The following is a 14,459-nucleotide window of genomic DNA, read 5'->3' as shown; positions in this document are numbered from 1 at the left end:
GTGGGGAATGTTTGAGTGTAAGGAGTTAGATGAATGCGTGTAGTTGTACAACGGAGTAAAGAAGCAAAAGTTACAGTGAATCATGAAATTACCGGGAGTATTACAAAAGGTTTTGTTGTCCTTGTCGGTGTTACTCATGAAGATCAGGAAAAGGATGCCACTTTTCTCGCGGAAAAAGTGGCCAACCTTCGTGTTTTCGAGGATGAGCAAGGAAAAATGAATTTATCCCTGCTTGATGTCGGTGGGGAAGTTTTATCAGTCTCTCAATTTACACTATACGGTGATTGCCGAAAAGGGAGACGTCCGAACTTTATGGAAGCGGCTCGTCCTGACCATGCATCCAAATTGTATGAAGTATTTAATGAGAGCCTTCGTAATAAAGGGGTAAATGTCGAGACCGGACAATTTGGTGAAATGATGGATGTACAGCTTACCAATGACGGACCAGTAACATTGATTATTGAAAGTAATTGAAAAAGGAGCCGAATCAGGCTCCTTTTTTCAATTATTCCGTTTCTTTATTGCTAAAATAGGTTGCTAATCCTTCGAACAGACCTGTAGCGACTGCTTGTTGATATTGATTGGATGTAATGAGCAACTCTTCTGTGGGGTTACTTAAATATCCGAGTTCAATGAGGACGCTATTTTGTTTGTTTTCGCGAATGACATAGTAATCACCAAAACGAACCCCTCGATCCGTTAATCTTGTCCTCGTTGTCACAGCTGAATGTAAGTTCTTGGCTAATTGATTGTCATGGTAATAATAGCTTGTAATTCCACGAACCGTAGGATCGAAATGACTATCATAATGTATGGAAATAAAGGCATCCGCATTTTTTTGTTCGGAAATCGCTATCCTTGATGCTAACGGAAGATATGTATCTGAATTTCTTGTCAAGTATACTTCTGCTCCAGATGCTCTGAGCTTTTCGGATAATAACTTTGCCGTTTGTAATGTTACTGTTTTCTCAAATGTTCCTCTTGTACCAATTGCTCCAACATCTTTCCCACCGTGGCCTGGGTCAATGACGATGACTTTATTTTTTTTATCATTGCCAGTACCGGACCTGATTATTTGATCTGTATTTCCGTTAACTGAGACAATCCAGCCTGCGATAAAACCACTAGAACCATCTTTGAAACGAATTTTATACCAATCATTTTTGCGCTCAATCACTTCAAATGTTTCACCTTTATTGGCTCTTCGTATCACTTGACCATTTGTTCCGGCATCGTTACGAATGTTTGTTCCATCATTTAAAACGGTAACAAATTGATCTTTTATGGTGGCAGTTGATGGTTGTTGTTCGGCTGTTTGAAAAAACCAGCTTGCAGCCCATCCTGTAATGCCTGGTTTAAACTCAATTTTAAGCCAATTATCATGTTCTTCTAGGACAGGAAAGGTTTCTCCTTTAGTGATCGAGCCAATCACCTTCCCATTTAGCGAATTTTGATCACGGACATTTAATGTCGTCGCTGTTACGGTAGCTTGTCCACTTGGCACTCGCTGTACTGCTCTAGGTGATAGTGTTGTAGTCAAGTATTGTGAGTTGACCCAAGCTTCTTTCCCATCAAAATGAATTAGAGCCCAGTCATTTTCCTTCATTCGGACTGTCACTTGTTCGCCCTTCGTTAACTGACCAATAATCGACCCGTTTAAAGAAGGGGTGCTACGAACATTCAGCTTGTCTGTAGCAAAGGCCTGAAAAGTTTTTTTGTGTTGTTTATCTGCTGCTGTAAACTCGTTCGAAACCCAACCTACATTCCCATTCGATAGGGTAATTTGAATCCAGTTATCCTTTTTTTGAATAATTGAATAGTGCTCCCCCTTTTGGACTTTCGCGACAACAGGGGAATCTAATCCAGGTCCTTCCCTCACATTCAAATTCGTGGCAGTAATTGTTAAAGTTTGGTTATTTGCTTTCACAAATAAACCGGGATAAATACTGCCGAAAATTAGCAGAATGAGGAGGGGGACGACGGGAAAATTCTTTAAGCGCATCGGTCCACATCCTTTTTACGAAGATTCATTTTCATTTTAACGGATTCGTATTCTAAAATCACCAAATTATTCTTTTTGTTGTAAAATTGAAATCTTTCTTTGTTCTCCGGATGAAAGTTTTTTTGCTTCGTGGGAAAGAATAAAAAGATAATGGAACGGAAGGTGATTATATGCGTCAAAGTGAAAAAGGGTATTCTGCTCAATTAGGAGAAAATCAGCTTTTTAATGTCGATCTACATGATTTTATACGAAAAGAGCAAAGTGCAACAGGCATTGAGCTAGCAGCAGAATTCGGACTTACTCAAAGAGATGTAAAAAAGTTAAAAAAACAGCTGGAACGTTCTTGACAACCTGATTTTTCGTCCGTATTATAAGGAAATATAATATTATATTTAAAAAATTGCCGTTGAGGGAGAACAGTAATGAAGACCCACATGGAAAGAGAGGAAAAGCCTCGGCTGAAAGCTTTTCTGCATGATGACTTGATGAAAGAACACTCCTTAGGCTCCTTTCTGAACGTGGTTTTTCCATTAGTAGGAAAAGACGTTGCAGGCGTTAACTGTAAAAGTGGAAGGTGATTGGTTATGCCTTCAATTAGGGTGGCACCACGGGAACTATAAGCTCTCGTCCCTTGTTTTATAACAAGGAGACGGGAGCTTTTTATATTTACATATATTAGAAGTGGAGATTAGGAGGTTGTCCAGGATGTCTAAACAGATTCAAATACCTCGCGGGACACAAGATATATTGCCAGGAGAAACAGAGAAATGGCAATATATCGAAATGAAAGCAAGGGAAATTTGTGAGAAATACCAATACAAGGAGATTCGCACACCCGTTTTTGAACATACGGAATTATTTTCGCGTGGGGTTGGAGATACAACCGATATTGTTCAAAAAGAGATGTATTCCTTCACTGACCGCGGGGGCAGGGATATTACACTGAGACCTGAGGGGACGGCTTCAACGGTACGCTCTTTCGTTGAGCATAAAATGTTTGGACAAGCAACTCAACCGGTCAAGCTTTACTATATGGGACCGATGTTTCGCTATGAACGTCCACAAGCAGGTCGATTCCGACAGTTTGTTCAATTCGGAATTGAGGCATTGGGAAGCAACGATCCCGCTATTGATGCAGAAGTAATTTCACTAGCAATGGCTCTCTATCAAGAGCTTGGGTTGAAGAAATTGAAGTTAGTCATTAATAGTCTTGGTGATAAACAGAGTCGAGGAGCGCACCGTGAGGCATTAATCGCTCACTTTCAGCCGGCAATTGGCGAGTTCTGTAAAGATTGTCAAAGCCGCTTGGAAAAAAATCCGATGAGAATCCTCGATTGCAAAGCTGATCGAGATCATGAGTTGATGAAGTCTGCACCGTCGATTATTGATTATTTGACTGAAGAATCAAGTAACTATTTTTCAAAAGTAAAACAATACTTATCTAATTTTGATATTGAATATGTCGTAGATCCTAACTTAGTACGTGGCTTAGATTATTACAATCATACCGCGTTTGAAATTATGAGTGATGCCGAGGGATTCGGGGCCATTACTACTTTATGTGGTGGAGGCCGTTACAATGGACTTGTTGAAGAGATTGGCGGTCCGGAAACACCTGGGATTGGATTTGCGCTGAGCATTGAGCGCCTACTCGCTGCACTTGAAGCAGAAAAAATCGAGTTGCCAGTAACTAAATCGATTGATTGCTATCTTGTAGCTCTTGGAGAAAATGCGAAGGATTATACAGTAGGGCTTCTTCATAAACTTAGAAGCGCTGGCTTTTCTGCTGAAAGAGATTATCTTGATCGAAAAGTTAAAGCTCAGTTTAAAAGTGCTGACCGCTTTAACGCAAAATATGTTGCCGTCTTAGGTGAGGACGAATTGGCAGAAAATAAAATTAGATTAAAAACGATGGAAGATGGTGGCCAAGTTGAGCTACCGCTTGATCGCTTTCTAGAAAAATTTATAGAGTTAGCAAAATAAGGGGGAAACATCATGTTTGGTAGAACATATTTTTGTGGTGAAGTAACTGAAAAAGCAATAGGTGAAAAAGTTACATTAAAAGGTTGGGTGAGTAAACGCCGTGATCTTGGCGGGGTTATTTTTATTGATTTAAGAGACCGTACTGGGATTGTTCAAATCGTTTTTAATCCTGATGCGTCTAAAGAAGCACTGCAAATTGCAGATAAAGTGCGCAGTGAATATGTTTTGGATATTAAGGGACAAGTTGTCGCTAGAGATGAAGAAACCTTCAATGAAAACATACCAACAGGAAAAGTTGAAGTGCTCGTCGAAGAAATTACAATTATTAATGAGGCGAAAACACCGCCTTTCATGATTTCTGAAAAGACGGATGTTTCCGAGGACATACGACTGAAGTATCGATATCTTGATATGAGACGTCCAGAGATGTTTCAGACGTTAAAAATGAGACACGAAACGACGAAGACAATTAGAGAATTTCTTGATGGAGAAGGTTTCCTTGATGTCGAGACACCAATTTTAACGAAAAGCACTCCTGAAGGAGCAAGAGATTATTTAGTTCCAAGCAGGGTTCATCCAGGAGAGTTCTATGCTTTGCCACAATCACCGCAAATCTTTAAACAGCTCCTAATGGTAAGTGGGGTGGAAAGGTATTACCAAATTGCCCGTTGTTTTCGGGATGAGGATCTTCGTGCGGACCGTCAGCCAGAATTTACACAAGTGGACATTGAAACAAGCTTCCTAAGCCAAGAAGATATATTAACGATGACTGAAAAAATGATGCATAAAGTAATGAAAGAAGTGAAAGGAATCGATGTAGAGATTCCGTTTCAAAGAATGTCTTATGATGAAGCAATGAGCCGTTATGGTTCAGATAAGCCAGACACTCGTTTCGGTTTAGAATTAGTCGATGTATCTGAAGCAGTAAAAGATTCAGGTTTCAAAGTATTTACATCGGCAGTGGAGAGTGGCGGTCAGGTTAAAGCACTGAATGTAAAAGGAGTTGCGGACAAATATTCCCGTAAAGACATCGACGGATTGACAGAGTTTGCAGCTGTTTATGGTGCGAAAGGCCTTGCTTGGGTAAAAGTAGAGGAAGATGGATTAAAGGGACCAATTGGAAAATTTCTTGATGCAGACGCTCTAAATGCAATCAGTTCTTTAGTACATGCAGAAATCGGCGATTTGTTGCTGTTTGTTGCTGATAAGAAGAAAATTGTCGCTGATGCTCTTGGTGCTTTGAGATTGAAGTTTGGGAAAGAGCTTAATTTAATTGATGAATCGAAATTCCAATTCCTTTGGATTACTGATTGGCCTTTACTTGAGTTCGATGAAGCAGATGGACGTTATTATGCTGCACATCATCCGTTTACGATGCCAGTACGGGAAGATTTGCCATACTTAGAGACAGACCCGGGGCGTGTTCGAGCGCAAGCGTATGATCTTGTTTTAAATGGATATGAATTGGGCGGAGGTTCACTTCGTATCTATGAACGAGAGATTCAAGAAAAAATGTTTGAAGTACTTGGATTTACGCCAGAACAGACTGAAAGCCAATTTGGCTTTTTGTTAGAAGCGTTTGAATACGGAACTCCACCGCATGGGGGAATTGCTTTAGGGCTTGATCGAATGGTAATGCTTCTTGCTGGGAGAACAAATCTCCGAGACACGATTGCTTTTCCGAAAACGGCGAGTGCAAGTTGTTTGTTGACAGAGGCACCTGGTAGTGTTAGCAAACACCAATTGAATGAGCTATATTTGTCACTAAATGTTAAAAAATAGCGGAATACATTTGGAATGCCTTTAGTTGAATTTCGGGTACCCATATGATATTCTTTTAATAAAGATAAGAGTCCTGATGTGTTCGTTGTATTCCCATAAGTTTTGACCGAACATTTTTCCTTTGGGAGTCCGGAGTTCCTAATACGAGTAAATGCCTTTCAACGGGACTTGCAAATTTTAGGACAGGGTACCCACCTGCCATAGAGCGGGTTCAAAACGAAGGTATTATCGCGACGGCACAATTGGGTCTCTTAACTTACATATGAAATCGGCAACTCCATGCTGCTTGCATGGAGTTTTTTTTCGCAAAAGTAACTCAAACGGTATGCCTTGTTTTTATTCGAAGAATGCTTTAATGTTTAGCGGGGATAAGTATAAAAAAATAAAATTAATTTTCCTTTGTTTGGAGTGAGATAGATGTTACACCAATTTTCTCGAAATGAATTGGCTATTGGTCAAGAAGGTCTTAATCTTTTGAAGAATAGTACAGTGGCGGTCCTCGGCATCGGCGGGGTCGGGTCGTTTTCTGCTGAGGCTTTAGCGCGATCAGGAGTTGGAAGGCTTATACTAGTTGATAAAGATGATGTTGATATTACAAATGTCAATCGGCAGTTGATTGCGTTATTATCGACTGTCGGGAGGCCGAAGGTTGAACTGATGGAAGAAAGGATACGCGACATCAACCCTGAATGTGAAGTGATTGCTTTAAAAATGTTTTATACGGAAGAAACGTACGAGCAGTTCTTTAGCTATGGACTTGACTTTGTTGTTGATGCTTCTGATACCATTTCTTACAAAATCCATTTAACAAAAGAATGTTTGAAACGAGGGATTCCGCTTATTTCTAGCATGGGGGCAGCGAATAAAATGGATCCAACCCGGTTTCAAATCGCTGATATTTCAAAAACCCATACAGATCCGATTGCTAAGGTCATTCGTACTCGACTTCGAAAAGAAGGCATTCGTAAAGGGGTTCCCGTTGTGTTTTCTGATGAGAGTCCAATTATAAGTCTTGAAGAAGTAAATAAGGTAGTCGGAAAAGAAGACGCGAAAATACGTAAAGCAAAAATGCCGCCATCCTCTAATGCCTTTGTTCCATCAACTTGCGGTTTAATTATGGCGAGTTATGTTGTAAGGCAACTTTTAAAAGATGTGAAAATTCACCGTGTCAATGATTGATTGTAAATGAACCTCCTCTCCCCATCTCGGGAAAAGGAGGTTCATTATTTTTTAAGCGCCATAATTTTCTCGTATACGGTGGCTAAGGCTTGTTCGAATTTTCCAGTTCTTTTCGGTTTAAAGTATACTTTTCTTTTCAATTTATCAGGAAGATACTGTTGCTTTACCCAGCCTCCTTCATAATCATGAGGGTATAGATAACCGATGCCGCGTCCGAGTTCTTTTGCACTTTTATAGTGAGCATCGCGCAAATGGTCAGGGACTTCGCCGCTCAGACCAGCACGAATATCACTTAAAGCTGCATCAATTGCTAAGATTGCAGAATTAGATTTTGGGGACAAGCAAAGCTCAATCACTGCGTTGGCTAACGGGATTCTTGCTTCAGGAAACCCGACTCTTTCGGCTGTTTCAATTGCGGCTAACGTTCTAGCTCCCGCCTGTGGATTGGCTAATCCAATATCCTCGTAAGCAATGACTAGCAATCTTCGGCTAATGCTAACTAAATCGCCTGCTTCAATTAGCCTGCCTAAATAATGCAAAGCTGCATTTACATCGCTTCCCCTAATTGATTTCTGGAATCCAGATAACACATCATAATGAGCATCGCCGTCTTTATCATGAGCAAGGCTTTTTTTCTGCATGCATTCTTCCGCTGTTTTTAAATCAATCACTACTTTTTCATCTTTGTCCGGTTCTGTAGATAAAACAGCCAGTTCAAGCGCATTTAAAGAACTTCGAACATCGCCATTAGCTGCCGTAGCCAAGTGGTTCAATGCATCCTCTTTCACTTCTACATTGTATTTTCCTAACCCTCGTTCTTCATCCTCTAATGCTCTCAATACTGCCAGTTTAATTTCATCTGCTTCAAGAGGTTTTAATTCGAATATTTGGCAACGACTTCGAATGGCAGGATTAATCGCGTGATATGGATTGCTTGTCGTTGCTCCGATTAATGTAATCATCCCGTTCTCAAGATGCGGTAACAGGAAGTCCTGCTTCGCTTTATCGAGGCGATGGACTTCGTCAAGCAAGAGAATCACTTTCCCAGACATTTTTGCTTCTGCAGTGACAATTTCCATATCTTTTTTATTATTCGTAACTGCATTTAATGTTCGAAATGCATACTTCGTGCTCCCAGCAATTGCCGAGGCAATGGAAGTTTTTCCAATCCCAGGGGGTCCGTAAAGAATCATTGAACTTAGTTGTCTAGCCTTAACCATCCGGTCGATGATTTTCCCTTCACCAACTAAATGAGTTTGACCGATAACTTCATTAATTGTTCGTGGTCTCATTCTAAACGCCAGAGGCTTTACGCTCATGTATTTTCTCACCTCATTACGTAAGCAAAATATGATTTTACTTTAACATACCTTCATGAGTAGGCAAATGTATAAGTCTTAAAAGATATGGTATAATGGCTAAAGCCGATAAAATAACTCAGAAAATGTGATGGAATTATTTTGATAACTAACAGGTATTTCTTAGAATAAATAAGATTCCTTTAGAAATGAAAAAGGGAGTGCGTTTTTATGAAAATTTCAACAAAAGGACGTTATGGGATGACCATTATGATTGAACTGGCGAAAAATTTTGGGGAAGGTCCTATATCATTAAAGGCAATTGCACAAAATAACAATTTATCTGAACATTATTTAGAGCAACTTGTTTCCCCATTAAGAAATGCTGGACTTGTTCGAAGTATTAGGGGAGCATATGGTGGTTATGTTTTAACGAGAGAACCATCGGAAATTTCCGCGGGAGACATCATTCGTGTACTTGAAGGTCCTATTACGCTCGTTGAGGGAATTCAGGATGAAGAACCGGCAAAACGAGAACTTTGGATTCGTATAGGTGATGCTATAAAGAATGTTTTGGATAATACGACAATTGAGGATTTAGCTACTCATACGGATGACCGTGGTGTCTCTGATGGCTATATGTACTATATATAATTTTAAAGAGTAGAAGTAACATTAAAGAAGGTGTCGACTTTTGGAAAGAATTTATTTGGATCATGCGGCAACTACACCGATTCACCCTCAAGTCATTGAAAAAATGACAGAGGTAATGCAAACACAGTTTGGGAACCCGTCGAGTATTCACTCTTTCGGACGTGAGACGAGGAGAATTCTTGATGAAACAAGACAGGATTTAGCTGACAGTATTGGAGCAGTGGCGAATAATATTATTTTAACGAGCGGAGGAACAGAGTCTGACAATTTAGCAATCATCGGTTATGCTGAAAAGAATAAGCATAAAGGGAAGCATATTATTACGACGATTATTGAGCATCATGCCGTTCTTCATAGTTGCCAAGAGCTGGAACGACGTGGGTTTGAGGTTACCTATCTTCCGGTTGATGAAACAGGAAACATTTCTATTGATGAACTTCGTCGTACATTGAGGGATGACACGATTCTTGTTACGATCATGTATGGAAATAATGAAGTAGGGACATTGCTACCGATTGCCGAAATCGGTCATCTCCTTTCAGAACATGACGCCGCTTTTCATACTGATGCTGTACAAGCTTATGGAGCGGTACCATTAGATGTGACAAAGTTGAAAGTAGACTTGCTTTCTGTTTCAGCTCATAAAATCAATGGACCAAAAGGCATTGGTTTTTTATATATACGGGATGGTATTCAGTTGTTGCCAATCACATTCGGAGGGGAACAAGAAAGAAAACGGAGAGCGGGAACAGAAAATGTTCCGGCGATTGCAGGGTTTCATGAAGCAGTAAAGCTTGCTCAACGAGGAATGGTAGAGAAAAGAACACTGTTTACTGAATTTAAGACATTATTTATTGATCAGTTAAAGCAGACTGAAATTTCGTTCATGGTAAACGGTTCACTTGAAAATAGTTTGCCTCATGTCTTAAACTTAAGCTTTCCGGGTACAAATGTGGAGGCGATGCTCGTTAATCTTGATTTAGCTGGAATTGCTGCTTCTAGTGGTTCAGCATGTACTGCTGGTTCAATTGATCCTTCGCATGTTCTTGTTGCGATGTTCGGAAAAGAGTCTGAACGGTTAACAAATTCAATTCGTTTTAGTTTTGGATTAAATAATACGAGAGAACAAATTGAAAAGGCAGCAATTGAAACGGCTAAATTGGTAAAACGTTTACGAAAGGATTAAATGTCCGAAAATGGGCTTTTATTAAATGAGGTGAATCATGGTGTTAGAGAAATCACCTAAAGATACGAGAGTGATTGTTGGTATGTCTGGAGGAGTTGATTCTTCAGTTGCCGCTTTGCTTTTAAAACAGCAGGGCTATGATGTGATCGGTATCTTTATGAAAAATTGGGATGATACCGATGAAAATGGAGTTTGTACGGCGACGGAAGATTATGAAGATGTCATTCGCGTCTGCAACCAAATTGGGATTCCATATTATGCAGTTAATTTTGAAAAACAATATTGGGACAAGGTGTTTACTTATTTCTTAGATGAATATAAGGCAGGGAGGACGCCAAACCCTGATGTAATGTGTAATAAGGAAATTAAATTTAAAGCTTTTTTAGAGCATGCATTAAACTTAGGCGCGGATTATTTAGCGACGGGACATTATGCTCAAGTTGAGTTTCGTGATGGAGAATATAAGATGCTTAGGGGCCTCGATGAAAATAAGGACCAAACTTATTTTTTAAATCAATTAACTCAAGAACAGCTAAAACGCGTAATGTTCCCGATTGGCAATCTCGAAAAAGCTAAAGTTCGGGAGATTGCGAAAGAAGCGAACTTGGCAACAGCGACGAAAAAAGACAGTACAGGTATTTGTTTCATTGGTGAACGTGATTTCAAGGAGTTCCTAAGCAATTATTTGCCTGCGCAGCCAGGCAGGATGGAAACGCTAGATGGCGAAGTGAAAGGAACCCATGATGGGCTAATGTATTATACGATTGGTCAAAGACATGGTTTAGGGATAGGTGGGTCAGGTGACCCATGGTTTGTCGTTGGCAAGGATTTAGAACGTAATATCCTTTATGTCGGACAAGGGTTTCATAATGAGAAACTATACTCCGATTTCATTCATGCGGTGAATGTTAGCTGGGTTTCAAATCAGCCAAAACCACAATCATTTGAATGTACAGCGAAATTTCGCTACCGCCAAACCGACAACAAAGTTACTGTTCAGCTGTTGGCAGAAGATACAGTAAAAGTGGTGTTTAAGGAGCCGGTTAGAGCGGTTACTCCTGGACAAGCGGTTGTATTTTACGATGGGGATGAATGTCTTGGTGGAGCAACCATTGATGATGTTTTCAAGGCTGGAAAAAAGCTCACTTACGTAGGTTGAATGAAATGGATAATGAATCCTCGGTTCCTATTTTGGAACCGAGGATTTTTTTATTCGAAATATGGTATACTTTTTAGCGAAAAGAAATGGAGCGTGTAATGATGGAGGATAAAAATCAACTAGGTATAAAATATATGAGAGAGGGGAAATGGGAAGAAGCAGCAAAACAATTTATGGAAGCGATCGAGGAGAATCCGAAAAGCGCTGTCGCACATATAAATTTCGGAAATGTTTTAACGGCTGTTGGTGAAACAGAAAAAGCATTGAAATTTTATGACCGTGCACTTGAGATTGATTCCGATGCGGTTGCAGCTTATTACAGTAAAGGCAATCTCAATTATGACCTAGAGCGTTTCGAGGATGCGAAACGAAATTTTGAACTAGCATTAAAAAAAGGCCTGCAGTCTGGTGACAACTATTTTATGCTTGGTATGACGCTAGTCCAACTTAATCAAGGGAGGTTTGCGCTTCCCTATTTACAAAGAAGTACTGAGCTTTTAGAAAATGATGCTGAAAGTTATTTTCAATATGGGCTTTGTCTTGCGCAGCAACAATATATCGATGAGGCGATTCAGCAATTTCTCCGATGTATTGAGATTGATTCTACCCATGCGGATGCACTTTATAATCTTGGTGTCGCTTATGGGTTCAAGGAGGATGCGGAAAAGGCGTTAGAAATGTTTGACCGTACGTTGCAAGTACAGACTGATCATCTTTTGGCTGGTCACGGGAAGAAATTGATTGAAGGAAATCAATCTTAGCTACATGTTAAATGGGAGGGGGAAACGATGGAACAACAGGCATCACTCGATTTATTTTCTGAACAAGGCAAATACATAAAAGGCAAACATCTTGTGACAATCTTTCATAATGAGCAAAACTTATATACAGTATTACGTATTCGTGTGGAAGAGACGAGTGAACAATATGATGATAAAGAAGCTGTTATTACCGGTTATTTCCCCCGGATCCTTGAACAGGAAACGTATATTTTTTTTGGTCAGTTTATGGAACATCCAAAATTCGGCGTTCAGTTTCAGGCAACACATTTCCGCAAGGATTTGCCACAATCAAAACAAGGAATTATTGCCTACTTAGCGAGCGACCTTTTTAAAGGGGTTGGAAAGAAAACCGCCGAAAGCATTGTCGAAACTTTGGGAGAAAATGCAATCACGAAAATGATGGAGAACCCGTCCGTTCTTGATGGGATTCCAAAATTGTCACCTGATAAGGCTAAAATGCTTTATGATACGTTAATGGAGAACCAAGGGCTTGAACAAGTCATCGTAGCCTTAAATCAGTATGGATTTGGACCACAATTATCGATGAAAATTTATCAAGCCTATCGGGGACAAGCAATTGAAATTATCCAAAAAAATCCATACAAACTTGTGGAGGATATCGAAGGAATTGGGTTTGGACGGGCTGATGAACTTGGTCGCCAACTTGGCCTTACCGGGAACCACCCTGACCGAATTAAGGCAGGATGTCTATATGTGCTAGAGACCGCAAGTATGCAGTCTGGTCATGTATATATCAATGCAGAGGAATTGCTTCAACAAGTAAAAAAATTACTTGAAGAAAACGCTCCTGAAAGCATTGAGTATAGTGACATTTCGAAGGAAGTCATCTCTCTTGGTGAAGAAGGGAAAATCATTGTTGAAGATCAAAAGGTGTATCTTCCTTCTTTGAATTTTGCGGAAAAAGGCTTTGTATCCAATATAAAGCGAATACTTGATCAAAAGGAATACGAAAATCAATTTCCTGAATCTGAGTTTCTTCTTGCTCTTGGAAACCTAGAAGAACGAATTGGGGTCCAATATGGCCCAAGCCAAAAAGATGCAATTCAAACAGCATTAATGTCGCCGATGATGATTTTAACAGGTGGTCCAGGAACAGGGAAAACGACCGTTATTAAAGGAATTGTTGAACTTTATGCAGATCTACATGGGTGCTCGCTTGACCTAAAAGATTATAAAAAGGAAGAACCTTTTCCCTTTTTACTATGTGCTCCGACAGGGAGAGCAGCTAAACGAATGGCAGAATCAACTGGTTTACCAGCGGTTACGATTCATCGGCTTTTACGTTGGAACGGAGCAGACGGTTTTGAGCATGACGAAGAACAACAGCTTGCCGGTAAAATTCTAATTGTCGATGAAACATCAATGGTAGATATTTGGCTTGCACATCAGTTGTTTAAAGCCTTGCCAGAACGTATCCAAGTCATTCTTGTAGGAGATGAAGATCAACTTCCTTCCGTCGGTCCTGGTCAAGTGTTAAAGGATTTGTTGGACTCTAAAAAAATTCCTACGGTGAAACTGACGGATATTTATCGCCAAGCAGAAGGCTCTTCCATTATTGAACTGGCCCATCAAATAAAACAGGGAAGTTTGCCTGAGCATTTAGCTCAACAACAGCCGGACAGGTCTTTTATTCGTTGTACAGCTAGTCAAATTTCACAAGTTGTTGAAAAAGTTGTTATCAATGCAAAAAATAAGGGGTATACAGCAAAGGATATTCAAGTGCTTGCGCCGATGTATCGCGGACCGGCTGGAATTGATCGATTAAATATCCTTATGCAAGAAATATTTAACCCAAATGCTGATGGAAACAGAAAGGAAATTGCATACGGGGATGTCAAATACAGAATTGGAGATAAAGTACTTCAACTAGTGAATCAGCCTGAGTCAAATGTTTATAACGGAGATATGGGAGAAATTGTGGCGATTTTTTATGCAAAGGAAAATACAGAAAAACAAGACCAGATTGTTATCGCCTTTGAGGAAAATGAAGTCACATATACAAAGAATGATTTATCTCAAATTACTCATGCTTATTGCTGTTCCATTCATAAATCACAAGGAAGTGAATTTCCAATTGTTATTTTGCCAGTTGTAAAAAGCTACTATCGCATGCTAAGAAGAAATCTTCTTTACACGGCAATCACTCGTAGTCAACAATTTCTCATTCTTTGTGGGGAAGAAGAAGCGTTTCGATTAGGAATTAATCGTGTTGATGATTCTCAACGGAACAGCACTCTTATTGAAAAATTGTGTGAAACATTGCCCCAACAACAACAGAAATTGGAAGAAACGGAGACGGACAATGAATCTCCTTTTGATCTGCTTATCGTTGATCCGATGATTGGAATGGAAAACGTTACACCTTATGATTTTATGGAAGAAGGCTAAACTAAAAATGTTCGGAAAGGTGGGC

Annotated in this window: 12 protein-coding genes, 1 other RNA gene and 1 other annotated feature; of the genes, 11 read left to right on the top strand and 2 right to left on the bottom strand. The window is 39.8% G+C overall.

Translation table 11 applies throughout. From position 1 onward, the window contains the following. Positions 1–33 precede the first annotated feature (33 nt). Positions 34–474, top strand: a complete 441-nt coding sequence (gene dtd / locus GNT69_RS08870) for a D-aminoacyl-tRNA deacylase (RefSeq protein ID WP_203554587.1) — start codon at positions 34–36, stop codon at positions 472–474. Positions 475–505: 31 nt separating this feature from the next. On the opposite strand, the gene GNT69_RS25860 is transcribed toward dtd, so the two are convergent. Then, positions 506–2,002 carry an N-acetylmuramoyl-L-alanine amidase family protein gene (locus GNT69_RS25860; protein ID WP_203554586.1) on the bottom strand — a complete coding sequence of 499 codons (1,497 nt, stop codon included), beginning with the start codon at positions 2,000–2,002 and terminating at the stop codon, positions 506–508. A 170-nt stretch (positions 2,003–2,172) separates the two neighbouring features. On the opposite strand from GNT69_RS25860, the gene GNT69_RS08860 reads away from it, so the two are divergent. From GNT69_RS08860 to GNT69_RS08840, 5 genes are all read left to right on the top strand, one after another. Then, positions 2,173–2,349 (top strand): hypothetical protein, encoded by a 177-nt coding sequence (locus GNT69_RS08860; protein ID WP_203554585.1) that lies wholly within the window; start codon positions 2,173–2,175, stop codon positions 2,347–2,349. Between the two features lie 50 nt (positions 2,350–2,399). Next, positions 2,400–2,637 (top strand) — a binding site (T-box leader). Between the two features lie 70 nt (positions 2,638–2,707). Further along, positions 2,708–3,985: a histidine--tRNA ligase gene (hisS, locus tag GNT69_RS08855; protein WP_203554584.1), complete on the top strand. Its 1,278-nt coding sequence runs from the start codon at positions 2,708–2,710 to the stop codon at positions 3,983–3,985. Positions 3,986–3,997: 12 nt separating this feature from the next. Then, positions 3,998–5,767 carry an aspartate--tRNA ligase gene (aspS, locus tag GNT69_RS08850; protein ID WP_203554583.1) on the top strand — a complete coding sequence of 590 codons (1,770 nt, stop codon included), beginning with the start codon at positions 3,998–4,000 and terminating at the stop codon, positions 5,765–5,767. 67 nt (positions 5,768–5,834) lie between these two features. After that, a non-coding RNA gene (gene ssrS, locus GNT69_RS08845) (6S RNA) lies at positions 5,835–6,020 on the top strand. A 164-nt stretch (positions 6,021–6,184) separates the two neighbouring features. Continuing rightward, entirely contained in the window at positions 6,185–6,946 is a 762-nt protein-coding gene (locus GNT69_RS08840; protein ID WP_203554582.1) for a tRNA threonylcarbamoyladenosine dehydratase, read from the top strand. A 44-nt stretch (positions 6,947–6,990) separates the two neighbouring features. Here the strand turns inward: GNT69_RS08840 and GNT69_RS08835 are convergent, their stop codons facing one another. Beyond that, positions 6,991–8,265 (bottom strand): replication-associated recombination protein A, encoded by a 1,275-nt coding sequence (locus GNT69_RS08835; RefSeq protein ID WP_203554581.1) that lies wholly within the window; start codon positions 8,263–8,265, stop codon positions 6,991–6,993. A gap of 210 nt (positions 8,266–8,475) precedes the next feature. On the opposite strand from GNT69_RS08835, the gene cymR reads away from it, so the two are divergent. The 5 genes from cymR (at position 8,476) to recD2 (ending at position 14,434) form a co-directional block, all read left to right on the top strand. Then, the gene (gene cymR, locus GNT69_RS08830; RefSeq protein ID WP_203554580.1) at positions 8,476–8,898 is read left to right on the top strand and encodes a cysteine metabolism transcriptional regulator CymR; all 423 of its coding nucleotides are present in this window, start codon (positions 8,476–8,478) and stop codon (positions 8,896–8,898) included. 40 nt (positions 8,899–8,938) lie between these two features. Beyond that, entirely contained in the window at positions 8,939–10,084 is a 1,146-nt protein-coding gene (locus GNT69_RS08825) for a cysteine desulfurase family protein (RefSeq protein ID WP_203554579.1), read from the top strand. Between the two features lie 37 nt (positions 10,085–10,121). Beyond that, on the top strand, positions 10,122–11,243 hold the full coding sequence (gene mnmA / locus GNT69_RS08820) for a tRNA 2-thiouridine(34) synthase MnmA (RefSeq protein ID WP_203554578.1): 1,122 nt from the start codon (positions 10,122–10,124) through the stop codon (positions 11,241–11,243). 101 nt (positions 11,244–11,344) lie between these two features. Beyond that, positions 11,345–12,004 carry a tetratricopeptide repeat protein gene (locus GNT69_RS08815; RefSeq protein WP_203554900.1) on the top strand — a complete coding sequence of 220 codons (660 nt, stop codon included), beginning with the start codon at positions 11,345–11,347 and terminating at the stop codon, positions 12,002–12,004. Positions 12,005–12,031: 27 nt separating this feature from the next. Further along, the gene (recD2, locus tag GNT69_RS08810) at positions 12,032–14,434 is read left to right on the top strand and encodes an SF1B family DNA helicase RecD2 (RefSeq protein ID WP_203554577.1); all 2,403 of its coding nucleotides are present in this window, start codon (positions 12,032–12,034) and stop codon (positions 14,432–14,434) included. Positions 14,435–14,459 lie beyond the last annotated feature (25 nt).

This window comes from Bacillus sp. B15-48 (assembly GCF_016879755.1).
In the GTDB taxonomy this organism is placed as follows: domain Bacteria; phylum Bacillota; class Bacilli; order Bacillales; family Cytobacillaceae; genus Mesobacillus_B.
This window is presented reverse-complemented; position numbering and strand designations above follow the sequence as displayed.